The sequence below is a fragment of the Rhodopirellula sp. UBA1907 genome (assembly GCF_002337565.1).
GTDB lineage: Bacteria > Planctomycetota > Planctomycetia > Pirellulales > Pirellulaceae > Rhodopirellula > Rhodopirellula europaea.
The window spans coordinates 902-26085 of record NZ_DDGH01000031.1 but is presented as its reverse complement, the minus strand read 5'-3'; the positions used below and the strand labels follow the sequence as shown (position 1 = coordinate 26085).

Sequence of the window (25184 nt, the reverse complement as noted above, 5' to 3'; positions counted from 1 at the left end):
CCCCGCCGATCGGCATCGCGGCCGATACGACAACGAACCGTTGCCGATCGAAATCCCGACTACCGAAGCGATGGAAGCTGGCAACAAACCCATGTGGGTCCGCAACCAACGCAACAGTCGCCACGGAGTTGATTTTGGTTACAACCTGCCCGGCTTCAGTCCCGAGGTTTACTACCGACGCTATTGCGAATCATTGTTGGCGGTGGATGAATCCGTCGGTCAGCTCCGCGAATTTTTGAAGCAGCAAGATCTCGATCAGAACACGATCGTCGTCTACATGGGCGACAATGGTTTTCAATTTGGCGACCACGGGCTGATCGACAAACGCACCGCTTACGAAGCCAGTGCCAAAGTACCCTTGCTGGTCGTCGCGCCGGGCAAAATTCCAGCGGGCGTTCCGTTCGATGGTCTGGTCGGCAACATCGACATCGCCCCCACGCTACTGGAAGCCGCCAACGCCTCCGCTCCGAAGAACATGAACGGGCAGAGTGTTTGGAAAGCTCTTTGTGCATCGGACGCCTCGTCCCTGAATGATCGCACGTTGCTTTACGAATACTACTGGGAACGGAACTACCCCCACACACCGACGCTGCATGCCATCATTGGCGGTCGCTTCAAGTACATCCGATGCCACGGATTGTGGGATCGAGATGAGCTTTACGACCTCGAATCAGACCCGGGCGAAATGCAAAACCTAATCCATGATTCCAGGTATGCTGATCGCATTGAATCGTTGAACCAGCAACTGTGGCAGCTACTGAAAAACAGCACCGGCATGGAGATGCCATTGCTGGAAGATCATGGCCCACGGTTTCCACTTCGCGACAAGAACCAATCTCCCCAGGCCGCGTTTCCGAAAGAATACTTCTCGGAAAAGTGACTTCCCACCTCCATCATGTCCTACCAATCATGAACGCTCCCCACCGATTGCTGCTGGCGTTGCCAGCACTCTGTCTCGCCCTGTCGTTTAGCGAGCCAGTATTCGCCCAAGATGATCAGCTCAACGTTGTTGTCATTCTCAGTGATGATCAGGCGTGGACGGATTACTCCTTCATGGGGCATCCCCACATCCAGACGCCCAACTTGGATCGACTGGCAAAAGAAAGCCTGACGTTCACCCGCGGCTATTCGCCGGTCAGCCTATGCCGCCCATCGCTTGCCACGATCATCAGTGGACTCTATCCCCACCAACATGGAATTGTCGGAAACGATCCTCCGTGGTCGGGCATGCAAAACGGCGAGCGTCGGCCACCGCACAATCAACCCGCGTACGTCCAAAACCGAATGGACTACCTGCAGCATGTGGACAAATTGGATTGCCATCCCGAACTGCTCGCTCCCCACGGCTATCGCAGTTTGCAAACAGGCAAATGGTGGGAAGGCAAACCATCGCGTGCTGGCTTCACCGATGCGATGACCCATGCTGACTTCACCCGCGACGGTCGCCACGGCGATGACGGATTGAAGATCGGTCGAGAAGGCATGCAAGTCATCGATGACTTCTTGGCTGACACCCAAGCCAAGAAACAACCGTTCTATTTGTGGTACGCACCGTTCTTGCCACACACGCCGCACAATCCACCAGAACGTTTGCTTGCAAAATATCGAGAAACGACCGACTCCTTGCCGATGGCCAAGTACTGGGCGATGTGCGAGTGGTTCGATGAAACCTGCGGCGAACTGCTAGGTCTGCTCGACAAACATTCGCTCACCGAAAATACGCTCGTCGTTTACGTCACCGACAACGGATGGATCAACCAAACCGACGCCAGTCGATACGCACCTCGCAGCAAACGCAGTCCCAACGAAGGCGGCACCCGCACCCCGATCATGTACCGTTTGCCCGATGTGATCGAACCGCGAATGGACACGACGACTTTGGCATCCACCATCGATGTTGTTCCGACCACGCAAAAGCTTCTCGGGTTCGAAGTCCCCGAAGGGTTGCCAGGAATTGACGTCTTGGATTCCGACGAAGTGGAACTGCGGGACGCAATCTATGGAGAGATTTTCGAACACGACATTCAACATATGGACGATCCGTCGCCCAGTTTGCAGTACCGCTGGGTCATCCAAGGCGATTACAAGTTGATCGATCCATCAAAACGCATGTCAGGGGAATCGCCGGAGCTTTACAATATCGTGAAGGATCCGCACGAGAATCAGAACCTGGCGGGTCAACAGCCCGAGAAGGTCGAAACCCTGCAATCCTTGCTGGATGAATGGTACTTGCCCGACTCGGCGTGATTCCTTGCTTCTCCCTCGGTCTTGAAAGATGATTCGATGAAAGTTGGCAGTGGCGGTGGCTTTCGAGCAATTTGGTACACGTTCAAAAAAGGGCGTGAGACCGGCAGTGTTTGGAAGCTCTACAAAGCCATGCGGACTCGAAACTCTTGCAAGACCTGCGCGGTCGGCATGGGTGGCCAAAAAGGCGGCATGGTCAACGAAACCGGCTCATTCCCCGAAGTCTGCAAGAAAAGCTTGCAGGCCATGGTCGCGGACATGCAGCCCGGGATCGAACCGCCGTTTTGGAAGAAGACTTCCATTGAACAACTCGCGGCGATGACTCCCCGCGAACTGGAGCATCTGGGCCGACTGATCCACCCGGTTCGCTACCGACAAGGTGACTCGCACTACGAAACGATCACCTGGGAAGAGGCCTTCGACACCATCGCCGGCAAACTCGCCTCGTTGTCACCTGAAGAAACGTTTTGGTACTTCAGCGGCCGTAGCAGCAACGAAGCGGGCTTCTTGTTGCAACTGCTCGCTCGCGTGTACGGCACCAACAATGTCAACAATTGCAGTTTCTATTGCCACCAAGCCAGCGGGGTTGGGCTGCAAAGCAGTGTTGGAAGTGGCACCGCAACGATCCAGCTTGAGGACCTCGAAAAATCCGACTGTGTCTTTTTGATTGGTGGTAACCCCGCCAGCAATCACCCGCGATTGATGACCAGCCTGATGCACGTCCGCCGCCGCGGTGGAAAGGTCATCGTGATCAACCCGGTGGAAGAAACGGGATTGGTAACGTTCCGAATTCCAAGCGATCCGATCTCGCTGCTTAAAGGCACCAAGGTCGCGACGCATTACATCAAGCCGCATATTGGTGGCGACCTGGCGTTGCTATGGGGCATCGCGAAATCGCTGCACGAGACCAACCAAATCGACCTGCCGTTTTTGCAGCAACATTGCAACGGTCACGAAGACTACCTCGCCGCATTGGACGCGTTTGAGTGGGAAGAACTCGAACGTAAATCCGGCATCGACCGCTCCGAAATGGAATCCATCGCGGCTTTATATGCCAAGAGCGAACGAGCCGTGTTTTCTTGGACAATGGGAATCACTCACCACGCTCACGGTGTCGAGAACGTTCAGGCGATCGCGAACCTCGCCATGTGTCGCGGCATGGTTGGACGTCCGGGCAGCGGGCTGATGCCAATTCGCGGTCACAGCAACGTGCAAGGCATCGGCAGCGTCGGCGTCACACCCAAATTGAAACAACAAATCTTTGACGCGTTGCAAGAACAGTTCGGTGTCGAGCTTCCAACGACCGAAGGTCTGGACACACTTGCCTGCATGGAAGACGCCGCGTCGGGAAAGATCAAAGCCGGGTTCTGCTTGGGCGGCAATCTGTTTGGGTCCAACCCGGATGCAACCTTCGCCGGCGAAGCTCTTTCAAATCTCGATCTCAACGTGATGATGAACACCACGATGAACACGGGACATGCTCACGGGCTCGCCAAGGAAACGATCATCTTGCCCGTCCTCGCTCGGGATGAAGAACCCGAACCCACGACGCAAGAATCCATGTTCAACTTTGTCAGGTTGAGCGACGGTGGTCCTCGACGATTGCCGGGACCTCGCAGCGAAGTCGAAATCATCGCGACACTGGGCGAACGTTTGCTTCCCGATGCAAAAGGCATCGACTGGAAACCAATGCATCACACATCCACGATCCGAGATTGGATCGGGCGGGTTGTGCCTGGCTACGGAAAGATCAGCTCGATCGACAAAACCAAAGAAGAGTTCCAGATCGATGGGCGTACGTTCTACGAACCTCAATTCGGTACCGAGGACGGGCGAGCGGTTTTGCATTGCCATTCGATTCCAGATTTGAAAGGCACCGGCGAAAACGAACTGCGATTGATGACGGTTCGCAGCGAGGGCCAATTCAACACGGTCGTTTATGAAGAAGAAGACCTGTACCGGAACCAAGATCGCCGGGACATCATCCTGATGAATCCTGATGACCTGCAACGACTCGGACTGACTCACGATCAACGTGTGACGGTGAAAAATGAAATCGGATCGATGCCCGGAATTCTGGCGAGAGGTTATGAGAAAATCCGTCCGGGAAACGCTTTGATGTACTACCCCGAGTCGAACGTCTTGGTCGCCCGCTATGCCGACCCACAGAGCAAGACACCGGCTTTCAAAGGCGTCGTCGTCCGGGTCGCGGCGGAATGAAAACGCCCTGAATGGCTTGCAAATCAGGCGATATTCGCTGACCTGCCGCACGTTCCCGCAGCGGGACTCCACAGATTTCCAGCTACCCACTCGAAACCGCCACAAAACGGTATCCATCCCCCGCCCGCGACGCTTTGTCGCTTCCGTCGGTCGAAATCGCCTCCCCCGAGCGGCCCATCGACTTCGCGGTGAGAACAATTCGGGTCGCAGCCGCGTTTGAATACTGATAGCAGCTAATCTGATCTTGGATTTGCGTGAAAATCGGTCACCATGATGGATGCCGGATTTGAAATTGCGTTCCTGTTGAAACGGCCCGCTTCTGGCAGTTTCACAGCGTCCTTTCACGGCTGCTCCCCGCCTCCCCACTCTCTTCGTCGTCCCACCTATGCCGTCCCCCATTTGTCGCATGCCTGATTCCCGCTGGACGTCATGCGTCCCGATCCTCGCCAGCCTCTGGTGCGTCGGATTGCTGAGCGTCCTGGCCGGTTGCTCGCAAGAAGCGCCGATCATCACGTACCAGGTGCCAACGAAGATGCCTGCGGTTTTGGCTGCCGAAGACACTCGCATGATCGCTGCAATTTTGCCGCAAAAGGACCAAGCGTGGTTCTTCAAAATCATGGGCCGTGAATCGGCCGTCGACTCGATCGACGACACCTTCCGTGAATTCGTCGAAAACATCGAGTTCGAAGACGGCAAACCCAATTTGGATTCTGTCCCTTCGGACTGGCGAAAGGGTGCCGCCCGAACGATGCGTTTCGCCTCCTTCGACATCAACACGCCTGTTCAGCAACTCGACCTAAGCGTTTCGCAGCTCACACGAATGGACGACTGGTCGGAACTGGTTGTCATGAATGTCAACCGATGGCGAAAGCAAGTCGGGCTCGCCGAAAGCCAAAAAGAATGGGCCTCAGCAGAAACCATGACTTGGTCAGGTTCGGAATTGGATGAGTTCGCCGACGTTCCTGCCATATGGGTCGATGTCACTGGAAAAGCCTCGGACTCCGGGCCGCCAATGATGGCAGGCGGAGCTCCATTTGCATCAATGGCTGGCGGCCCCAATGGGGGTGGAACCGCGGATGCGGCGGCTGATCCGCACGCTGGTTTGCCACGCGATGCACAGGAAGCAATTGAACAAGCCAAAGCCAGTGGCGCATCCATGCCGGCGGCAAAAGAAAAGGCATTTCCGATAGAGTCCGCCAGCGATGACGCCCCCAAATCGGACCCGGCTCTCGACTTCGATCGTCCCGAAGGATGGCGTGATGGGCGAATGAGCATGATGCGGATGGCGGCGTTCAATGCTGGCCCCGAAGAATCCTCCGCCGAGATCACCGTTATCACCGCCGGTGGCGATTTGCGTGGCAACGTGGCGGGATGGATGGGACAAGTCGAAGGCGGCCAGCCCGACGACGCCGATGTTGACCAAGCCCTCGAATCGGCGGAAAAGTTGACCGTTGCCGGACGCGATGCCCAGCGGTTTATTCTTCATCCCAAAGATGAAGACAGCCAGGCGACTTCGATCGACGCGACGATCGTGCCGCTCGAAAACGATTTCAGTCTGTTCATTAAGATGGTTGGTCCGGCCGACGTGATCGCGGATCAAGACGAAGCGATGCGAAGTTTTTTGAAGTCCTTGAAGTACTGACTTTCAAAGCACACGCCCTGCCCTGCCCGCCGCTCATTTGGCGACCCACCCTTACAAGAGTCATTCGATGGCATCCGTCACCAACGATACCCACGCCACTGACGATCGCGTCTCATCCATCACGGATTGGCTAGCCCCTTCACGATTGCTTGCATTGGCTGGGTCGCTGAAGTTCACCGTCGCATTGTTTGCAATGTCGATCGTGCTGGTGCTCGTGGGCACATTGGCTCAAGACGAAATGAACATGCAGGAGGTCAAGCAACGGTACTTCCTTTCTTGGATCGCTCCGTTGCACTTCGATGACTTCTTCCCTCAAGCCTTCTACCGTCATAGCCAACCGATCCCAGGCATCTTGCCGTTTCCAGGCGGAGCAATGATCGGGATGCTGCTGATGGTCAATCTGATCGCGGCCAAGATCACTCGGTTCCGATTACAAGCCAGCGGCGGTCGCTTGGCCGCCGGACTGGCATTTTTGGTTGCGGGCATTCTGGTTGCCGGACTGATTGTCTTTACCGGACACAACGACGATGGACTGCAAGGCACGCCGCCCAGTTGGCTTTCCTACGACCAATTGTGGGCGGTCGTCATGGCGGTTTTGGCGATCGGAACCGTTGCGATGGGCATGGCGGCATCCTCCGTCAAACTTCCTATCCTGCGATGGCTAACCTACTTTGCTACCGTAGCGTTGGGGCTGACCGTGCTGTATTGCTTGTTTACCGGAACTCGCATCGACGATCCCGGACTTCGCATCGTCTGGCAGCTCGCCAAGGGTGTGGGCGCGGGTTTGATCATGTTGGTCGGATGCCAATTGGCGTTTGGCAAACAGGGCGGAAACGTGCTACTGCATCTCGGTGTTGGATTGTTGATGGTAGGCCAGTTCGCTTTTGGTGACCGCCAAATGGAACAACGCCTCAGTCTCGTTGAAGGTCAATCCACCAACACGTTTGTGAACCTGGACGAAATCGAACTTCAGTTCATCCACACCGAAGATGACATTCAAAATGTCGTTGCCGTTCCCGCTCAACGATTGGCCGCTGCTGCTTCGAGAGAATCAACGATCGAAAACGATTCGCTTCCCGTCAAAATTAAGGTGCTCGAGTACTTTGAAAATGCGGGAATCCAAGATCACCAGGACGACGCTCCCGCCACCAAGGGAATTGGACTGGAAGTCTCCGCTATTGAACGTCCCAAATCAGGCGGGGCAGATATGGCAATGAATTTGCCCGCCGCTTACGTCGAGTTGATTGATCCAGAATCGGACAAATCACTCGGAGTCTTTTTGGTTAGCCAGTCGATCAATGATCGCGAAATGTTGGTACCAGACGGGACGTCGAAAGATACGTTCGATTCGATCACCGTGGGCGGCAAAGAATACGAGATCGGACTGCGTTTACACCGAGAAGTCAAACCTTACTGGGTTCAGCTCGAAGACGTTCGACGAGTCAACTACAGCAACACCGACACACCTCGCGACTACTCATCATTCATTCGCATCGTCGACAGCGAAACGGGCGAAGACCGCAAAGAAAGGGTCTGGATGAACAACCCGCTTCGCTATCGCGGCGAAACGTTCTATCAATCCAATTACACACCGCTTCCCGGTGGAAAAGAGCTGACCGGAATTCAAGTTGTCCGCAACTCGGGGTGGCTGATTCCCTATGTCGCGTGCAGCATCACCGGACTTGGAATGTTGGTTCACTTCTGGGGAACACTCACTCGATTCATCTCTCGCCGACGACGCGAAAACGAACGAGCGTTGGCCGAATTTGGCAGTGAGAAATCAGAAGGCACCTCGAAGTTCTCCGAAGGCATCGAGGTCACCGCCGAACCAGCTTCGCGGAAGAACTTGCCCGTCATCGTGTATCTCGCCGCCGTCGCGGCGCTGGTGACGGTGATTCTTGCTCCAAGCGTCTCTCTGAAGAACAAACTGAAACCGGTTGACCGAGCCAGCGAATTTGACTTGGCGGCTCTTGGCCAAGTGCCGGTGCAGTACGGCGGCCGAGTGATGCCGCTCGATGCTTATGCGCGGCAGACAATGAAAGCAATGACCAACAAGGATTCATTGCCACTGGATGCTGCCCCAAGCGAAATCAAAGATCGAGTTGGAACGAAAAAGCTGTCGGCGGTGCAGTGGTTGATGGAGGTTGCCGTCGACGAACCGGCGCTGCGTTACCTGCCCATGTTCCGCATCGATGCCGAAGAAATTCGAGCCGAACTGGATCTGGACCGGCGTGAAAGCAAACTCTATTCGCTGGACGAAATTGGCGAAAACCTCGAACGATTCACAAAGATGGTGAAGGACGCTCGGGAGAAAGAGTCTCTAGATCAAGACTTCAAGGACAAGAAAGCGATTGAACTGGACATGCGAACCCGGCAATACACCGTTGCCGCCGCCGCGATGCGTTTGCCAGTGCCAGAAGACATTCCAGAAGAATTCTTTCCCGAAGGAACCAGCGAACAAACGCGGCAATTGTTTGCTTTGCGCCAACTTGAGCGGCAAATGAATAGCTTGGCTCAAATGCCGGCTCCGGCGATCATTCCACCATCAATGGAACAGGCCACCGACAGCGAACAACAAGCCGACTGGACCGCTTTTGCCCCCGCATTCTTCGACATGGCCAAGAACGGTATCGCTCCGAAAGACAGCCAACCCGGCATACGTACTTTCGGTGAATTGATTCGAGAATATGGCGAGGGCGACCCTGCTGCGTTCAACCAAGCTCTCGACGACCACTTGACCGCAGTCCAAGCCTACAACATTCCCGGCTACGACCACTTTGCCGTTTCGCTGGAACAATGGCTGGGTGCCGCTAACCCAACCGCGATTGCAACGGGGCTCTATATCCTGGCGATCATCTTGGGGTTGATCTACTTCGCGGTGGATTCACCTCGGTTGGGCAACGCGGTTTGGGGAACCATCGCGATCGCGTTCATCATTCACACGATCGTGATTCTGTCTCGCGTCTACATCACCGGTCGTGCTCCCGTCATCAACCTTTACTCATCGGCGATCTTCATCGGCTGGGCAGCCGTGCTATTCGGCTTGGTGGTCGAACGAATTTTCCGTTACGGCACCGGCAACATGCTTGCCGCTGTCGCTGGCATGATGACCTTGCGAGTCGCTTACAACCTGACGCTGAACGTTGGCCAAGCCGAAACGATGGGCGTGCTGCAAGCAGTTCTGGACACTCAGTTCTGGCTCAGCACGCACGTGATCAGCGTTTCACTCGGATACGTTGCAACGCTGGTCGCCGGCCTGCTCGGCATTGGGTATTTGATCTCTGGTTGGATCAACGCCAGCGACCGAGCCCGTCGCGATTTGTATCGCTGTGTTTACGGAGCCTCTTGCTTTGGCATTCTGTTCAGCTTCATCGGCACCGTGCTCGGCGGGCTTTGGGCCGACGATTCCTGGGGTCGCTTCTGGGGCTGGGACCCAAAAGAAAACGGTGCGCTCTTGATCGTGATCTGGAACGCATTGATGCTCCACGCTCGCTGGGACGGCATGGTGAAGGCTCGTGGGTTTGCCATTTTGGCGATCGGCGGCAACATCATCACGGCTTGGAGTTGGTTCGGCACCAACGAACTGGGCATCGGTCTGCACAGTTATGGCTTCACCGAAGGCATGCTTCGCAACCTAGCGATCTTCTTCGCCACCCAATTTGCATTTATCGCCGCGGGCTTGCTCATTCCCTCTCGCAGTCCGCTCTCCGACGAATCGTAAATCGGTAGGCCATGTTCTACATGGCGTCCACGCCGATGCTTGGGAACAAAGCGAGGCGTGTTCGCGGTCGGGCATGTCATTGACGTGGTAAATCGTCCGGGCAACAACCATCGCCATGTGAGACATGGCCTACGGCGATGATTCCGTCGCCTCATTTGCAACGTCGAAACACGTACTCGTTGCATCCCCATCCGGATCCAACCGTTGTGAGGTTGTCGAGCACAAATCCTTTTTCACGCAGCGGAAGGATGATGGCTTCTGGTTTGGCGACCTCAAACGGGAGGCCACCAATCCAATCGACCCAGTCATGCCAGGCGTTCATGCCGCGGTCAGACTTCTTCGCTCGCCAATCTGCGAACGGCAGCGGGTTGCGGCCTCGTGCCAGCCTCGCGAGTGCGAACTTCAGTTCGTAGCAACCTGCGACCAGAACGACATACGTCGGACGTAAAAATGCAGGCAGGCGATGATAACCTTGCTTGATCTGCAACCATCGTCGGCTCGCTCCGCCTTGATCGTTGTAGATCGCAATCGCGTACTGACCACCAGATGCGACCACCGATGAGGTTGCCTCGATCGCCGCGTACATTTGGCCGGTGTGATGAAGCACTCCCCAACTGTAGATAACATCAAACGCTCCAAGCGAAGTCAACCACTCCGCATCGAGCGCCGAGCCTTGTTGGACCTGCCATTGCTCAGCCACAGCCGGATCCTCCGTGACCGCTCGCTGGCGAAGCTCTCGAGTGCAAGCCACGCTGTCATCGTCCAAATCCACGCTGACGACTTCGGCACCCATCGAAACAGCCGCCAAAGAAAACAGACCGCTGCCAGATCCAATGTCGAGAAACCGTTTGCCTGCCAGTGATTCCACCTGCAAGAGCGTCTTCAAGGAAGCCGTCGCGTGCTGCAACCTTTCGGTGTCAAAGCGATCCAGGAACGACGCCCAGTTCTTGCCAAACGCGAACCGGGTTTCCGACTCTTCGACGGGCGCCACAGGCTCACTCAAGCAAACCACTCCACCGCGTTTCGGAACATCTGCAATCCTTCGCCGTGCTCAGGTTGCTCTTTGCGACGAGTCCAAAACGGATGCTGAGTCGGATCAATGTGTCGCTCGGGGTGCGGCATCAAACCGAACACGCGGCCACTGGCATCACACACTCCGGCCACGTTGGCATCACCACCGTTGGGGTTGATCGGGAACGGCAACGTTTCGGATTGGATCTCGCCCGATGGCTCGCAGTATCGCAAAGCCAGTCGTCCGGCCGATCGCAGCTCTTCCAACACCTCCGCGTCGCGAGCGATGAACTTGCCTTCAGCGTGAGCCATTGGCAGATACATTTGTTCGATGTCTCGCAGGAACACGCATGGCGTTTTGTCGACGGCCAAGTTCACCCAGCGGTCTTCGAATCGACCGTGATTGTTCCAGGTCAAAGTGGCGGGCGGGATGGAGTCGTCTACCGATTCGTCCGGACCGCCAGCAGTTTGCAATTGCCCGACGCCACTGGTCAAAACGCCCAACCGCATCAGCACCTGCATCCCGTTGCAAATCCCCAGCACCAGATTGTCGCCGCTGTCGACGAAGTGATGCATCAGGTCACCCAGGTGCCGTCGCATCCGAGTCGCCAGAATTCGGCCGGCCGCGATGTCGTCGCCGTAGCTGAATCCACCGGGCAAACAGAGGATTTGGTAGCGGCTCGCCAAAGCCGCGTTTTCCATCAATCGCCCGACGTGGACGCGTTCGGCGACCGCACCGGCCAACTCAAAGGCATGAGCGGTTTCGACATCGCAGTTGGTACCGGGAGCACGCAGGACGAGAACGCGAGGCTGAGGCATGGAAAAGCAGCTTTTCAGGCAGGTAGGTGAATAAAATCCAATCCACAAAGCTTAGTTTTTCGCGTCATCGGTCGGAAGTGTGTGCCGAGCCAGAGAATGATTTTTTCGACGGATGTCGGCGAAACCCATAAAATGCCACAGCCCCTCTCGTGTTCAATGTTGTGGCCAATCGCTTCATGTGGAATCAGTCCCAAACGCGATTGCTCGAATCCTTCCAATCCATTTTCACAGGCAAGTTTACCGGAGATTCATCGTGACGCCATCATCGAATCGTGGCTATCTGCGTTGGTGCGCATCGCTCCTGAGCCTTTTTGCCTTCCTCGGTTGCCAACCTCCGGCCGTCAAAGAGGATGCGGATGAGAAGACAATGGCAAACTCCGCGCCGGCAGCTTATATCTTCGACTTTCGTGACGGCCACGCGAAGTGTCCACAACTGTCCCTCGGCAACGTTGACCGAGTCTTCGATGAACTGCACGCCCAAGGAGTGAAACGTTTTGAAATCTTCGACTTTCACCAAGCCATGGTGCCGTTCCAACAAGAACCTGATGTGATCGCTCGCGTCGTCGAACGCATCGGCGATCTGGAATCGTTGCGGTTGATCAACGTGGCGATACGAAAAGAGGACGTGTTGCGGTTAGTGAGTCCTGAGAGCCGGCTGAAATCATTGTCGCTCAGTTCCTGCACCATTATCGATCGGCCCGGTGCGGCAAACCGTGCCGTGGACCCAAGCAATGACGTCATCGAGTCGCGTCTGATAGAGTTTGAGTTTTTCAATGGCAGGTTGGTCGTGGCATCGGGCGAGGAAGAATGGTGGTTGATTCGGCGGATCGGAACACCCGACTCACTGATCGCGGAATGTTTGCGGCGTTCACCTAACTTGCAAAGCTTCACGTTTGGCGACTTGTCGCTGCTTGGCAGACGCGACATCGAGCAAGCGACCGGTGACCAATGGCCTTGGAAGCGAATGACGAAGTTGTCGCAGGTCACCTTTCGGCTCCAATATCCCGACCAGATGGTACGTCGTGCCGTCCAAGAACTCGCCAACCTGAAATCGCTGACCCTCGCACCCTATTACGATCGTCCCTTTGGTAAGGACTGGATTGTCGCGGAACTCGATCGTTTGAATCGTCTCGAGATTTGGTACGCGGAAAATATTGCGGGTGAGGATCTGCAATCTGTCGTGGACCAGGCGACGAACTTGCAAATGTTGATCGTTCACGGGGGTGAAATGCCAGCGAGTGAGCGACCGCTTCATCTGAACGACCTGACTGGTTTGCGTGAGTTGAAGCTCGCGTACCGGATAATGGGGGAAGAGGTTGATCTCGAGTCGCTGCGATCACTCACACAACTCGAATCGCTTCACCTAAGCGGTCTCTCTGCCGAGGCGTTGCTGCCGATCGAGTTCGAAGAATTTGACGAGCTGAAGCAGTTGTCGTTGAAGGGACGGTCGGTTGATTTCTCAAGACTGTCGCGTCTGCCTGATTCGCTACAGAGCTTGACGCTGCAGACCGGCTACGGTTCCCGTGGCGATGCCGAAGATCATGAACACCAGCCTCATTCGCTGGGACATCTGCGAGAGTTGACCGAACTGTCGATCACCGGTGGAGACGTCGCGCCAGGACTGATCGAAACGCTACCGCGCTCTTTGCAATCGATCACATTATCGTCTTGTGATTTCTCGAACGATGAGATGGGTCGAGCGCTCGAGAACCTGGAACAGTTGTCTTCGCTGGAACTGATATCCTGCCATATCGGCTACAGCGGCGGTGCCTACGAGAAGATTACCGGCGCGGGCTGGCGATTTGCATCAGGCGATCAACTCAAGCGGTTGAAGCTCGATCGGTGTCAAGAGATCGAAGACGAGTTCATCGCGTCGATCTGTCAACAACTGACGGGCCTGCGTGAGTTCGAGGTGACCGATCACGCTCAACTGACCGGGGCGGATTGGGAATTCGGCAAGCTCGAACAACTTGAGTCCTTGACGCTTGGTGAGTTGCCTTTGTTGGGAGATCGGGTCTTCCACGCATTGCCGGCGTCGCTGCAACGTTTGGACGTTCACAAATGTGTGAGATTGACGGGCGACGGCTGGGACTTGCGACGTTGTGCTGAAATGCAAAAACTAGCGATTCAGGATTGCGACGCGCTCTTGTCGCTCGGTGCCGGGTTGCCCTCCTCACTCGCTCATCTTGCGGTGCGGCACAGCAACGAATACACCGCGAAGAATTTGGACGTCGCCAGTTTGGGACGGGTCCAGGCATTGTCATTGACCGAATCTTACGCGGTGGATGTGGACGATTTGTTTCGTCGTTTGCCGCCATGTGCGGATTCGCTGCGGGCACTGCATCTGACTGGTTGCGACAGCGTGACGACAACCGACTGGGATCTCACTCCGCTGGCCGATACGCTGGAACTGATGATGTACGAAGAGGCCGAACCAGCGTACCGCGGAGGACTGACTCCCGAGATGGCGGAGGTGGTTCAGCGTCAGTTGCCTGATTGCGTGGTGTTCAGCCATTGGTGAGCCGGTCGAGCGAAGGATCAAAACTAGCCTCGGCCCGATAGCTGAGCTAAACTGGCTGAGCGTGATTTCCGTCCTTCCCCGATCACCTGAACCTTTGATGGACTCCCTCGACGAACTCATTCGACCGATTCGTCATTCACCGCAATTACCGTTGTTGGTCGATCGTTTGACGCAGCAACTTCAAGCAGAACGCGACGCCAGAGAGCGTTTCTATGACGAGATGACGCCCGAACAAAAAATCGAGTTCATCGACGGAGAGGTCATTTTGCATTCCCCCGCTCGAAACCGTCATTTGGACGCATCAGGCAGAATCTACAAACTTCTTCACACCTTCGTGGCACGTCATCGCTTGGGGACGGTCAAAACAGAAAAGTGCCTCTGCGTTTTCCCTCGAAACGATTACGAACCAGACATCGTCTTTTTTGGCCCTGAGAAAGCTTCCCAGATTGAACCGGAGACAATGAAATTTCCGGTCCCAGACTTCGCCGCCGAGATTCTGTCGTCATCGACCGAGTCACGCGACCGTGGAGTCAAATTCGAAGACTACGCTGCCAACGGCGTTGGCGAATACTGGATCATCAGCACCGAAGAGGCGACCGTCGAACAATTCCTTCTCGAAACGGGGACCTACCATTTGCGAATGAAATCCTCCTCGGGACGCCTGGTCAGCACTGTCATCACCGGCCTGGAGATGGATGTCGAAGCCATCTTCGACGACGAGAAGAACCTCACGGCACTCACCCGGATACTTGCCTAGGGAACTTCGGGGAATGGAGTGAGGGTCCGAATTCTTGGCGAATCCGGCTACACAGTGCGCCCGTGATTGCCAAGAACCGAACCGGGAACCAAGATGCGTGCTCTCTGTTGTAGCTCGGGGATACCCCTCGTTTGATACCGTTTTCGCCAATCGCTTTTGAACATGCTTCACGCCGAATCACTTCGTCAGGACCCCCGGATCGCACAAGCCAAGCAATTGATTGCCGAAGCAATGCGTGATCACTCCGCTTCGATGACGGATGTTTCGCCCAGCGATCCTGACCAATCGGCGAGCTACCAATCCCTGATCGACGGATTCACCTCCGCCCGAGGCGGCCCACCCATCTGGCCCTACTTCGCGTCCGGACTCGGAAACGGTCCCTACGTCGAACTTGCCGACGGCAGCGTCAAACTGGATTTCATCGGCGGAATCGGCGTGCATGGCGGTGGTCACTCGAACCCCGACCTGGTTTCGGCCAGCATCGATGCGGCGATCGAAGACACGGTCATGCAGGGCAATCTGCAGCAGAACCCGGCCAGCGTCGAAATGATGCAGCGACTCGTCTCGCTCGCCTCCGAATCGGGAGCACCGCTCGAACACGTGTTGCTTTCCACCAGCGGCGCGATGGCGAACGAGAATGCATTGAAACTCGCGTTCCACCACCGACAGCCCGCCGACCGAATCATCGCGTTTGACAATGCGTTCGCCGGGCGATCGATCGCGCTAGCAGCCTTGACCGACCGGCCCGCGTATCGAAACGGTTTGCCCGAAGCGATCCAGGTCGACTACTTGCCCTTCCTGCATCCGGATCATCCCGAGAAATCTCAGCGATGGGCCGTCGATGAATTGAAACGATTGCTCCAGCGTTACCCAGGCAAGCACGCAGCTTTCTGGGCCGAACCGATCGCAGGCGAAGGCGGCTACTACCCCGGCAGCCACGATTTCTTCACTGCATTGTGCGAGCCACTTCGCGAAGCCGGTGTGCCGGTCATCTTCGACGAAGTGCAAACGTTCTCACGAACCAGCCGACCATTTGCGTTTCAGCATTACGGACTGGACCAATTCGCCGACATCGTCACCGTTGGCAAAATCACACAGGTCTGCGCAACGCTGTACCGAAACGACTTCCACCCCAAGTCACCGATCCTCAGCCAAACATTCACCGGATCGACTGCCGCGATTTCCGCCGGACTAGCGACGTTGGATGCACTGCAATCCACCAATTGCTTCGGTGCGGACGGCGGAAACATGAAACGTCACGCCTACTTTGCCGAGCAACTTCAAAAGCTGGCCGAGAAATACCCCGGTTCGATTTCAGGTCCTTTTGGCGAAGGCATGATGATCGTGTTCACACCCGGCGAGGGCACGCTCGATCACGCCAAGTTGCTGATGAACTTGATGTTCGAAGAAGGCTTGCTCGGATTCCTCTGCGGAGCCGAACCGGCTCGCTTGCGTTTCTTGCCGCCACCGATGATCACCACCAACGATCACATCGACGCGGCGATCAAGTTGCTCGATCGATCACTCGAAAAGTTCGCCTCGCAAAAGTAGAAATCGAATCGGAGTGGACGAAGCAATGAGTCCACCCTGATCCCTGGGTCCGAATTCTTGGCGAATCCGGCTACGGAGATGGCGTTGCGGATTCCGAACTTGGGCGTCGCAGGGTAATCAGCGACAACTCGGGCCGACAGCGAATTCGCAAGAGGTGTACTCCACTGAGTCCACGCGAAACATGCAGCGTTGTTGGCGATCGATAAAAATCTCCCGATGCCCAACGACTGCCGTGCCAACTGGGACTCAAGATCGGACCGGCCAATGGCAACCGACCTTGGCCTCCATGCGTGTGACCGGCCAACATCAGATCCACTCTGTTCCGACGACACCAATCGAATTGATCGGGACTGTGGGAAAGACACAGTCGAAAGTTCACATTGCTCTCCGACATGACAGCATCATCCGGCCGAGTGAACCAAGGCCACTCATTCCCCAGCAACTGACACTCGAGCGCACGCAGAGACACCGTTTCGATTTTCCCACCAACGTCGATCCATCCGGCGTCCGTCATTCGATCCCGCACCACGTCTGGATCCAAAACACGCGTGTCATGGTTGCCAAGCACGAAGTAACAACCGTCCTTCGCTCGCGCGGGCGAAAACAAATCATGTAACCAAGCCACACAGGGTTGCTTGTCGACAATGTCGCCCGTCAGTGCCATCAAGTCCGGCGACCACTGCGTGGCGATCGAAACCGCGTGAACTGTGAAGTCAGGTGCGACTTGCCCAGTCAAATGAATGTCTGACAGATGAGCGATCTTGTATCCGTCCAGTTGCTCCGGCAAACCAACCACGGGCAACTCGATCTGTTCCACCGCCATTTCAAAGATCTGGTTCATTGGCAACCTCGCCGCCCACCGACACTTCCGAGTCCGCGCCAACGTCAGTCCGGTCTGTTTCGAAACGTCGTGAACGTCGACTTCGCGTTTGGCTGACACATGTTGGATCTTCCAAATCGGACGCCAAAGCAACCACAAGCAACCAAACAATGTTCCCAACACGAGGGAGAACGCGGCATAGGCCAGCAAACCGACCGGCAGGATTTCCAAGCTGGCTTCACCGCGCAACCAACTTCCGATTGGCTGATAGAAGCTCCATCCCAATACAAAAGGTGTGATCCAGGTTTCCGCAAAAGCAATCTTTTCGATTCGTTTGATTGTCGCTCGCTTCCATCCCATCGAGTTCAATCGGTTGTAGAACGTCAGCCGCAATCCAAAGTGTGCAAGCAAAACAGCAGCCAGCAACAAGATGCGAAAAAACGGCTCCGTGAAGAAAGTGTCCAAACGATTGGCCAGTGGTTGAAGAAAAGCGATCATGGGAGTTGCTTCGGCCGGATCTCTTTCCAGACTTCGCAATTCTCTGGACCAAGTTCATCCGACCAAGACGAAACTTCGCATTCAAATACCGCCAGCCCCGCGGTGGGAAAACCACACGAGTGCCCCAACAACTCGCTCGCCGCCGCACTGATCCCCGGATTGTGTCCCAAAACGAGCAAAGTTTCCGGAGTGCTACTCGCCGTTCCGTTTTCATCGGCCAGCCACAACTCGGTCGAACGGATCATTTGGAAGATCGCCGATGCGGATGCCAAATAAAGATCCAATGAAAAATGGGTTGGGACGGGCGATTCCCAACGCGAATTGAGAAATGCCGCCGTTTCGCGAGTCCGCTTGGAATCAGATGAGAGCAGGAAATCGGGTTGGCAACCGTTGTCCTGCATCCAACCAGCAATTCTTGGGGCATCACGACGTCCGCGGGAGTTCAGCGGTCGTTCGTGATCGGACAACCTGGCGTCGGCCCAATCACTTTTGGCGTGACGCATCAAAATCAATCGCATTTGGGTTGGATCAGCAGGAGTTGAGGGACAAAGCGGTTCGAATCAGCAAAAGAACATATAGTACGCAAAGGTTCCCATCCCAATTCTCGGACTTCACAACATGCGTGCATCTTCTCTTTTCTGCATCTCACCCCTCGATTTGGTTTCCCGCGCTCGATCGAATCTGCTTGTCCTCGGAATGGTCGCTGCCACGACTCCGCTCGCCACCGCAGATGACTGGTCCGGTTGGATGGGAGACCAACGCGATGGGGTCTATCGCGAATCGGGCGTCATCGAATCGATCCCGGATTCGGGTTTGAAACCAAAATGGAAAGCATCCATCGCCGGTGGCTACGCGGGCCCATCGGTCGCCGACGGCCGAGTGTTTGTCTTTGATTACGCTCGTCGCCAAGGCGAAGCCTTCAACGATCCCGGAAAACGAGCCGATCTCACCGGCGACGAACGTTTGATCGTGCTGGACTCAGAAACCGGCAAGGAATTATGGCGTCACGAGTACGAACGTCCCTACAGCATTTCGTATCCGGCCGGCCCTCGATGCACTCCCACCATCGACGGCGATCGAGTCTATATCCTCGGAAGTGAGGGCGATTTGCGTTGCCTATCAGTCACTGATGGTGAACTGATCTGGAGCCGCAACTTTCCCAAAGACTTCTCGGCCGAAGTTCCAATCTGGGGTTTTTCTGCGCATCCGCTGATCGAAGGCGACCTGCTTTACACGATGGTCGGTGGCGACGGACAAGGCGTTGTCGCGTTTGACAAAATGACGGGCGAAGTCCGCTGGAAGCAACTCGATAGCAACGCAGGCTACTGTGCTCCATCGATTTTGAAGCAGGGCGATCAAAAGCAATTGCTCGTATTTTCGCCAACCGGCATTCACGGTCTGGATTTGCTCAGCGGCGAACCGATCTGGAACGTTGAACTCAGTCCGATGTTCGACATGTCGATCGCGATCCCCGCCATCGAGGGCAATCGAGTTTATGCCAGTGGAATTCGTACCGAATCGGTGATGTTTGAACTCAACGAAAACGCAACCGCCGCCACCGAACTTTGGCGCGGCGAACGGGATCACTCGGTGTTTTCCAGCAACAGTCCCGCTGTCTTCATTGATGGCGTGGTCTACGGAACCGATTGCAACGTCGGCGAGTTGATTGCGTTTGATGCCAAAGATGGCGACCGTCTTTGGTCAACCTTCCAGGCCACCAAGCCGGATGAAAAACGATTTATCAAACACGGCACTGCTTTTTTGACTCGAATCGGTGATTCCAACCGCTTCTTTGTTTTCTCGGAAAACGGCGACCTGATGATCGCGACGCTTTCCAAAGATGGATTTGAAGAGCATGGGCGGTTCCACGCGATCGAACCCACCCAAGAAGCGTTTGGTCGATCGGTGGTATGGACTCACCCTGCCTACGCAAATCAAACCGTCTTCATTCGAAACGACCAAGAAATCGTCGCCTACAGCCTGGCAAAACCAGAGTGAAGTTGCCGACTGCTTTCAATTCCAAGCAGGTTGGCAGAAACGATTGGGCATAGCCCCCGGCCCACGTGGGAATTGTGGTTGAAGCCAAATCAGTGAAGGCCGGCGAATAATCGTCAGCCTTCTTCGAGATGCCTCGGTGCCCACGCATCGGGGCATTCTCAATGGCTATCAACAATGATCTGGCCGACAAAGAGCCAAACAGCGGTGAATGCGATGCCCAATGCGGTGTGAATTGCGTCGACGTTCATATTTTGCCTCAGGCCAAAGGCGTGACCTCGCGTGAAACACGAGACCGCGCATGGAAAACGGATACAAGGCCGTTTCCATGGCCTGAATTAAGCAACCGCAATCGTGCGGGAGCAGACGAATTCGTTTCATCGACACACATTTGCAGTGCGTCTTCTTGAGTTATCGACACACCTCCGAAACAATTCGACGAAAAATCACCGTGCCCGCACAAATTGACTCAACCGAACACCCGCACCCAACGACACCTCGAGCAAACTGATGAAGTACTGGCTGATGAAGACGGAACCGACCACGTTCAGCATCGATGACCTGGTCGAACAACCCGACCAAATCACCTGCTGGGAAGGTGTCCGCAACTACCAAGCTCGCAATTTGCTTCGTGACGAGATTGAAGAAGGCGACCAAGTTCTTTTCTATCACTCGGCTTGCAAGACACCCGCCGTTGTCGGCTTGGCAACAGTCAGTCGTGGTGGCTATCCCGACCACCACGCCTTCGACAAAAAGAGCCACTACTTCGACCCCAAAAGCAATCCGGATTCACCGACTTGGTACATGGTCGATATCAAGCTCAACAAGAAGCTGGAACGCCCGGTCACCTTGGCCGAATTGCGAGAGGAAGCCACCAAAGCTCGCAGCGCCTTGGTCGACATGGTACTGCTTCAAAAAGGCAGCCGATTGTCGGTGCAGCCGGTCACCAAGAAGCAATTTGACCGGGTCGTCAAACTCTCCGAGAAGTAAGTCCCAGCGATCTTGCCCCATCACATGCCCGCGGCGAAAGCGATCAGTCCGAGAATCCGATTCGTTCCCCCGATCCATTCCACTTTGGGGTGGGATGCTCGATCTCACCCTGCCGAACACGCTGTTTGTCTGACAACAATCGAAGATGCTCGCGTAGGAACAGCCGGGGAAGGTTCTGGTCGGCTCGCCTCAAACGATAGGCGATTCGCCCTTTGCGGCGGACGTAATACATTCCGATCACTTCGCCGACAAACAGATCTCGCTCCATCCCGAGCCCCACGGTCTCGACCTCGTCACCGACATCCAGATCTTCGGCCTTGATCTGCAGCCACAACGCGGGTCGCAATCGAAACGTCCACTTTCCGTAGCGACAGTGATAGTAGGTGCCATCAAATGACTCTCGTCGCACCACCCGTTCGCCGGGCAGAAGCTTTGAAACGATGGCAATGTCGTCCGGATGAATCCAACCCTGGCCGTCTTCTGGCCAACGCGGATAAATCCCGTACTGTGGAAATTCGATCAAGACGTCGCTCTCGAGGCCGATGAAACAAGCCGGTTCGCTACAAATCGTAGAAGAACCGGAATTCAAACCTCGATTTTAACAAACCAGTCCACCGTTTCGTGCGTCAGACAGGTTGACCATCTGTTTGAGGACCAACGTCTCGCCGATCAAATCACCCAACTGCTCAGCCACGTTTTGTGGGGTTGGAGACTATCCGGCGGATTTGGTTCAATATGAGCAAAGTCAGTCGCCTTTGAAGGGCGGCTCCCACCATTCTCCCCTTTAAAAGTTTGCCATGACTGTTCGTGCTTTCGTTTTGTCGCTGGTTGGAATTGCAACCTTCGGTTTGACTGCAGGCCCCGCCTCCTCGACTTCCGCGGCTGATCCGGCCAAAGGCGAGGTCACTCATAAAGTCTATTTCGATGTCTCGATCGGCGGAGAGCCAGCGGGACGAATCGTTTTCGGGTTGTTCGGCAAAGACGTTCCTAAAACCGCCGAGAACTTCCGCGCACTGTCGACGGGCGAAAAGGGCGAAGGAAAATTGGGTGTGCCTTTGGATTTCGAAGGCAGCGCATTTCACCGCGTGATTCCCGGATTTATGCTGCAAGGCGGCGACTTCACTGCCGGCAATGGAACCGGTGGCGAAAGCATCTATGGAGCGAAGTTTGCTGACGAAAACTTCAAATTCCAACACACGACCCCTGGTTTGCTGAGCATGGCGAACGCGGGTCGCAACACCAATGGTTCGCAATTCTTTATCACCGTTGCTCCAACTCCCTGGTTGGACGGAAAACACGTCGTTTTCGGACGAGTCCTCGAAGGAATGGACGTTGTCAAGAAAATCGAAGCTCAAGGCAGCCGATCCGGTCAGACACGTGAGTTGATCAAAATCACCGAAGCCGGCGAAATCAAAGAGTAAGCACCGACAAGTCTGAGCCAATCTCAAGCTGGCCTCTCAACTGACGCGTCGCGGATTTGGACCTGAACTCCAAATTCGCCACGCGTTTTTTTGTGTCGCCAGCCAACTCCGTTTCGCATCGTCGTATTGGCAAAGCCCACTCAACCGTCACGTAGGACGACACCGTACAAACGGCAGCGTGATAGACTGTGACCAAACAACATATGCAGATTTCTCCAACCTGACCGAGCATCCATGGGCTTCGGAAAACGTTTTCAAACGCTCTTCGAAATCGCCAGCCAGTGGCCGTGGCTTTTACTGGTGCTTGCCAGTTTGCCTCTGGTATTAGCTGCCTTTTGGCTCCGAATCTACCCAACCCGACGCTGGGTCGCGATGATCGGAATCAGCGTCGTACTCAGTGTCGCGGTCGTTTTCTTTCCCAGTTTGCTCGTCATCCTTGGGCTCTTTGATGGACTCGTCGTCGCGGTGACAGCGATCGACGGTTTGCTGCTCGTAATCAGCACACGAAAAATGCTCGGCGACGGACTGACGATCGAACGGACCGTTTCTCGCACAAGCTCACTGGGCGTTCCTCTGGACTGCTCGCTCACGCTGCGAAATCACACGCAACTACGAATGCGTGGCGATATTCGCGACGATGTTCCCGAATACTTCGTCTCCCAACCATCCCAGCACAAGCTCGATCTGCCTCCTGGACTGCAGCTGCAGTTGACTCGGAAACTAACGCCCCACCGGCGAGGCGCATTCAAACTGGACCGCGTCGATCTCAAGCTATTTAGCCCGCTGGGATTGTGGCAACGACATATCAATCGATCACTGCACAATCAATTGAATGTCTTTCCCGATATGAAGCAGTTGTCAGACTACGCGCTTTTGGCGCGCACCGACCGATTAAGCCTGATCGGAGTGCGACGGACACGACGAATTGGACAAGACAGCGATTTCGAACGGTTGCGGGATTACACCCGAGATGACAACTATCGCCATATCGACTGGCGAAGCACCGCCCGACGCAACAAACTCACGGTCCGGCAATTCCAAAGCGATCAAAGCCAACGCCTGATCTTTCTTCTCGACTGCGGTCGAATGATGACCAACCAGCGAAATGGCTATTCCCTGCTGGATCATGCACTGAATTCAATTCTGATGATGTCTTACGTAGCACTTCATCAAGGCGATTCGGTCGGAATGATCTGTTTCAGTGATACGATTCATGCGTACCTACCGCCTCGTGGCGGGGCAAGCCAAATGAATCGTTTGCTACAGGCCGGATTCGACCAATTCCCGAGAATGGTCGAATCCAGATATGACCAAGCCTTCCTCTATCTGAATTCACATTGCAAACGTCGGTCATTGGTCACGCTCACCACCAACATTGTCGACGAAGTGAACGCGGAAGTCGTTTCGGACCATCTTTCAAACCTCACCGGGACTCACCTGCCATTGGCGGTGGTCCTTCGAGATCGCGAAATGTTTGATGCCGCAGACTACCCCGCCGAAGTTCTCCAAACCGCAGATGGACAGATCAACACATCACCCCTCGACGAAACCAAGACTTATCGAGCCGCTGCTGCTGCTGAGATGCTGGTTTGGCGGGAAGAAGTCCTCTCAGGACTCCGACATAAAGGAGTTCTCGTGGTCGACGCATTCCCGGATGAATTAAGTGCCCCAATGGTCAATCAATACCTGCAGGTAAAAGCACAGCACCTGCTGTAATGATTGAAACGAAAGATCGAAAGACTGCGATCAAGAGGCCAAACCAGCAAACACTCACCACACCACCGCATTCACGCCGATTCAATTCAACGTCTACAGTTACAACAGACGAAAATTGGAGTGCAATCGAATGTGGAGAAGTCTATTTCTAGCCGTCGGAATCATGATGGTAATCTTGGGTGTTGAAACAATGCTCATCGACTCCGCAACCGTTTACGCGGCAGCAGACTCCAGTGCAGTCGAATTCATTGACCCCGGGGTGACACCTGCCCAAACCACCAAGGTCTGGACACCAACGGAACGTTTCCCATGGGTAATGCTCGCCGTCGGTGCGGTTGTCATTCTCTATGCCATCACGCTTCCCAAACGCTGGGGCCGAAGCGGAGACTGAGACCTGAACCGAAATCAAACAAGAACCAACAAGCCACGGCTCATCAACATGACCGTGGCTTTTTTACTGCCCGACACGTCACCAGACAAACCAATCAACAAACACCAACCGGCAAAGTGCAGTCACTGAGTGCAGTCACTGACGCCTCATCGAAAGGATCCCCTATGCAGAAGAAGGAACACCCGAAGGAAACCAGACGGAAAGACACGCATCAAACAACGATCGCGAAACCATCACGGACAACAAAAACCAACACCAACGTACACCTAACCGGAGCTGCTCCTGTGATTCTGTGGCCCTAACCCACTTTCGCACTGCGCATAAAAAAAACCCTCCTGAGAAAACTCAGAAGGGTTTCTTAAAAATCCGGCAAGACCTACTTTCACGCTGGTGGGCACTATCATCGGCTCTTAAAGCTTGACTGCTGTGTTCGGAATGGGAACAGGTATAACCTTTAAGATATGATCGCCGGAAAGACCTCACGACGAATATTTCGCCGCCGTAAGGCCAGTTGTTTGGTAGTTGAACAAGTTAACTTCTTGAAGCCGATCCGATTGGACCGCATGAGTGCGGGATATCGGTGGCCAAACTTTCGCCCGTTAGTATTGGTTTGCTTAATGCATTACTGCACTTACACGTTCAACCTATCAACCTGGTAGTCTTCCAGGGGGCTTTCGACTAATGTCTACGAATCCTTATCTCTGGGCGGGCTTCACGCTTAGATGCTTTCAGCGTTTATCCTTTCCGAAGTTAGCTATCCAGCCGTGCCGCTAGCGCGACAACTGGTACACCAGAGCTTCGTCCAACTAAATCCTCTCGTACTAAAGTTGAATCCCATCAAGATTCGAACGCCCACGGCAGATAGGG

Annotated in this window: 18 protein-coding genes, 1 rRNA gene and 1 other annotated feature (1 of these 20 cut by a window edge); of the genes, 13 read left to right on the top strand and 6 right to left on the bottom strand. The window is 55.0% G+C overall.

Annotated elements, in window-relative coordinates:
- The 5 genes from B2R17_RS06665 to ccsA form a co-directional block, all read left to right on the top strand.
- Positions 1–880 (top strand): sulfatase/phosphatase domain-containing protein (locus tag B2R17_RS06665; RefSeq protein ID WP_286763358.1); only part of this gene is annotated, 880 nt, incomplete at its 5' end.
- A gap of 29 nt (positions 881–909) precedes the next feature.
- A complete protein-coding gene (locus tag B2R17_RS06660; RefSeq protein WP_286763357.1) occupies positions 910–2247 on the top strand; it encodes a sulfatase family protein in 1338 nt (445 codons plus the stop codon).
- A 21-nt stretch (positions 2248–2268) separates the two neighbouring features.
- Entirely contained in the window at positions 2269–4464 is a 2196-nt protein-coding gene (locus B2R17_RS06655; RefSeq protein ID WP_286763356.1) for an FdhF/YdeP family oxidoreductase, read from the top strand.
- A 406-nt stretch (positions 4465–4870) separates the two neighbouring features.
- Positions 4871–6106 (top strand): hypothetical protein, encoded by a 1236-nt coding sequence (locus tag B2R17_RS06650; RefSeq protein ID WP_286763355.1) that lies wholly within the window; start codon positions 4871–4873, stop codon positions 6104–6106.
- Between the two features lie 67 nt (positions 6107–6173).
- On the top strand, positions 6174–9827 hold the full coding sequence (gene ccsA, locus B2R17_RS06645) for a cytochrome c biogenesis protein (RefSeq protein ID WP_286763354.1): 3654 nt from the start codon (positions 6174–6176) through the stop codon (positions 9825–9827).
- 151 nt (positions 9828–9978) lie between these two features.
- Here the strand turns inward: ccsA and B2R17_RS06640 are convergent, their stop codons facing one another.
- Together B2R17_RS06640 and B2R17_RS06635 are read right to left on the bottom strand one after the other, a co-directional pair.
- Positions 9979–10839 carry a class I SAM-dependent methyltransferase gene (locus B2R17_RS06640; protein WP_286763353.1) on the bottom strand — a complete coding sequence of 287 codons (861 nt, stop codon included), beginning with the start codon at positions 10837–10839 and terminating at the stop codon, positions 9979–9981.
- The gene (locus B2R17_RS06635) at positions 10827–11657 is read right to left on the bottom strand and encodes a phosphoribosylformylglycinamidine synthase subunit PurQ (protein ID WP_286763352.1); all 831 of its coding nucleotides are present in this window, start codon (positions 11655–11657) and stop codon (positions 10827–10829) included. The genes B2R17_RS06640 and B2R17_RS06635 overlap by 13 nt, the downstream gene beginning before the upstream one ends.
- A 253-nt stretch (positions 11658–11910) precedes the next feature.
- Between B2R17_RS06635 and B2R17_RS06630 the strand changes: the two genes are divergently transcribed.
- The 3 genes from B2R17_RS06630 (at position 11911) to B2R17_RS06620 (ending at position 16486) form a co-directional block, all read left to right on the top strand.
- Complete coding sequence (locus tag B2R17_RS06630; RefSeq protein WP_286763351.1) at positions 11911–14178, top strand: hypothetical protein; 2268 nt, start codon at positions 11911–11913, stop codon at positions 14176–14178.
- Between the two features lie 97 nt (positions 14179–14275).
- Positions 14276–14935, top strand: coding sequence for a Uma2 family endonuclease (locus B2R17_RS06625; protein ID WP_286763350.1), 660 nt, complete (start codon positions 14276–14278; stop codon positions 14933–14935).
- Positions 14936–15097: 162 nt separating this feature from the next.
- Complete coding sequence (locus B2R17_RS06620) at positions 15098–16486, top strand: aspartate aminotransferase family protein (RefSeq protein WP_286763349.1); 1389 nt, start codon at positions 15098–15100, stop codon at positions 16484–16486.
- A 70-nt stretch (positions 16487–16556) separates the two neighbouring features.
- Here the strand turns inward: B2R17_RS06620 and B2R17_RS06615 are convergent, their stop codons facing one another.
- Complete coding sequence (locus tag B2R17_RS06615) at positions 16557–17804, bottom strand: metallophosphoesterase (RefSeq protein ID WP_286763348.1); 1248 nt, start codon at positions 17802–17804, stop codon at positions 16557–16559.
- Complete coding sequence (locus tag B2R17_RS06610) at positions 17801–18307, bottom strand: SixA phosphatase family protein (protein WP_286763347.1); 507 nt, start codon at positions 18305–18307, stop codon at positions 17801–17803. Before B2R17_RS06610 ends, B2R17_RS06615 begins: the two co-directional genes overlap by 4 nt.
- A gap of 115 nt (positions 18308–18422) precedes the next feature.
- On the opposite strand from B2R17_RS06610, the gene B2R17_RS06605 reads away from it, so the two are divergent.
- Positions 18423–19802 carry a PQQ-binding-like beta-propeller repeat protein gene (locus tag B2R17_RS06605; RefSeq protein WP_286763346.1) on the top strand — a complete coding sequence of 460 codons (1380 nt, stop codon included), beginning with the start codon at positions 18423–18425 and terminating at the stop codon, positions 19800–19802.
- Between the two features lie 507 nt (positions 19803–20309).
- Complete coding sequence (locus tag B2R17_RS06600) at positions 20310–20789, top strand: EVE domain-containing protein (RefSeq protein WP_037254040.1); 480 nt, start codon at positions 20310–20312, stop codon at positions 20787–20789.
- A 43-nt stretch (positions 20790–20832) separates the two neighbouring features.
- Here B2R17_RS06600 and B2R17_RS06595 read toward each other — a convergent pair whose 3' ends face one another.
- Positions 20833–21312: a DUF6960 family protein gene (locus tag B2R17_RS06595; protein WP_008671723.1), complete on the bottom strand. Its 480-nt coding sequence runs from the start codon at positions 21310–21312 to the stop codon at positions 20833–20835.
- 274 nt (positions 21313–21586) lie between these two features.
- Between B2R17_RS06595 and B2R17_RS06590 the strand changes: the two genes are divergently transcribed.
- The 3 genes from B2R17_RS06590 to B2R17_RS06580 all read left to right on the top strand — a co-directional run bounded on the left by B2R17_RS06590 (position 21587) and on the right by B2R17_RS06580 (position 24317).
- Entirely contained in the window at positions 21587–22210 is a 624-nt protein-coding gene (locus tag B2R17_RS06590; RefSeq protein ID WP_008658978.1) for a peptidylprolyl isomerase, read from the top strand.
- A gap of 234 nt (positions 22211–22444) precedes the next feature.
- Complete coding sequence (locus B2R17_RS06585; protein WP_008658976.1) at positions 22445–23926, top strand: DUF58 domain-containing protein; 1482 nt, start codon at positions 22445–22447, stop codon at positions 23924–23926.
- Positions 23927–24056: 130 nt separating this feature from the next.
- The gene (locus tag B2R17_RS06580) at positions 24057–24317 is read left to right on the top strand and encodes a hypothetical protein (protein WP_007328183.1); all 261 of its coding nucleotides are present in this window, start codon (positions 24057–24059) and stop codon (positions 24315–24317) included.
- A 364-nt stretch (positions 24318–24681) separates the two neighbouring features.
- On the opposite strand, the gene rrf is transcribed toward B2R17_RS06580, so the two are convergent.
- A 5S ribosomal RNA gene (gene rrf, locus B2R17_RS06575) occupies positions 24682–24790 on the bottom strand.
- Positions 24791–24897: 107 nt separating this feature from the next.
- Positions 24898–25184 (bottom strand) — a sequence feature (mutual gap in cmsearch alignment for this rRNA model is longer than 100) (it continues 901 nt past the right edge of the window).

Bases quoted from the DNA above. Each gene is read 5' to 3' on its own strand.
- B2R17_RS06660 (WP_286763357.1), top strand. From the start codon at position 910: ATGAACGCTCCCCACCGATTGCTGCTGGCGTTGCCAGCACTCTGTCTC.
- B2R17_RS06650 (WP_286763355.1), top strand. From the start codon at position 4,871: ATGCCTGATTCCCGCTGGACGTCATGCGTCCCGATCCTCGCCAGCCTC.
- ccsA (WP_286763354.1), top strand. From the start codon at position 6,174: ATGGCATCCGTCACCAACGATACCCACGCCACTGACGATCGCGTCTCA.
- B2R17_RS06635 (WP_286763352.1), bottom strand. From the start codon at position 11,657: ATGCCTCAGCCTCGCGTTCTCGTCCTGCGTGCTCCCGGTACCAACTGC.
- B2R17_RS06625 (WP_286763350.1), top strand. From the start codon at position 14,276: ATGGACTCCCTCGACGAACTCATTCGACCGATTCGTCATTCACCGCAA.
- B2R17_RS06620 (WP_286763349.1), top strand. From the start codon at position 15,098: ATGCTTCACGCCGAATCACTTCGTCAGGACCCCCGGATCGCACAAGCC.
- B2R17_RS06615 (WP_286763348.1), bottom strand. From the start codon at position 17,804: ATGATCGCTTTTCTTCAACCACTGGCCAATCGTTTGGACACTTTCTTC.
- B2R17_RS06610 (WP_286763347.1), bottom strand. From the start codon at position 18,307: ATGCGTCACGCCAAAAGTGATTGGGCCGACGCCAGGTTGTCCGATCAC.
- B2R17_RS06605 (WP_286763346.1), top strand. From the start codon at position 18,423: ATGCGTGCATCTTCTCTTTTCTGCATCTCACCCCTCGATTTGGTTTCC.
- B2R17_RS06600 (WP_037254040.1), top strand. From the start codon at position 20,310: ATGAAGTACTGGCTGATGAAGACGGAACCGACCACGTTCAGCATCGAT.
- B2R17_RS06590 (WP_008658978.1), top strand. From the start codon at position 21,587: ATGACTGTTCGTGCTTTCGTTTTGTCGCTGGTTGGAATTGCAACCTTC.
- B2R17_RS06585 (WP_008658976.1), top strand. From the start codon at position 22,445: ATGGGCTTCGGAAAACGTTTTCAAACGCTCTTCGAAATCGCCAGCCAG.
- B2R17_RS06580 (WP_007328183.1), top strand. From the start codon at position 24,057: ATGTGGAGAAGTCTATTTCTAGCCGTCGGAATCATGATGGTAATCTTG.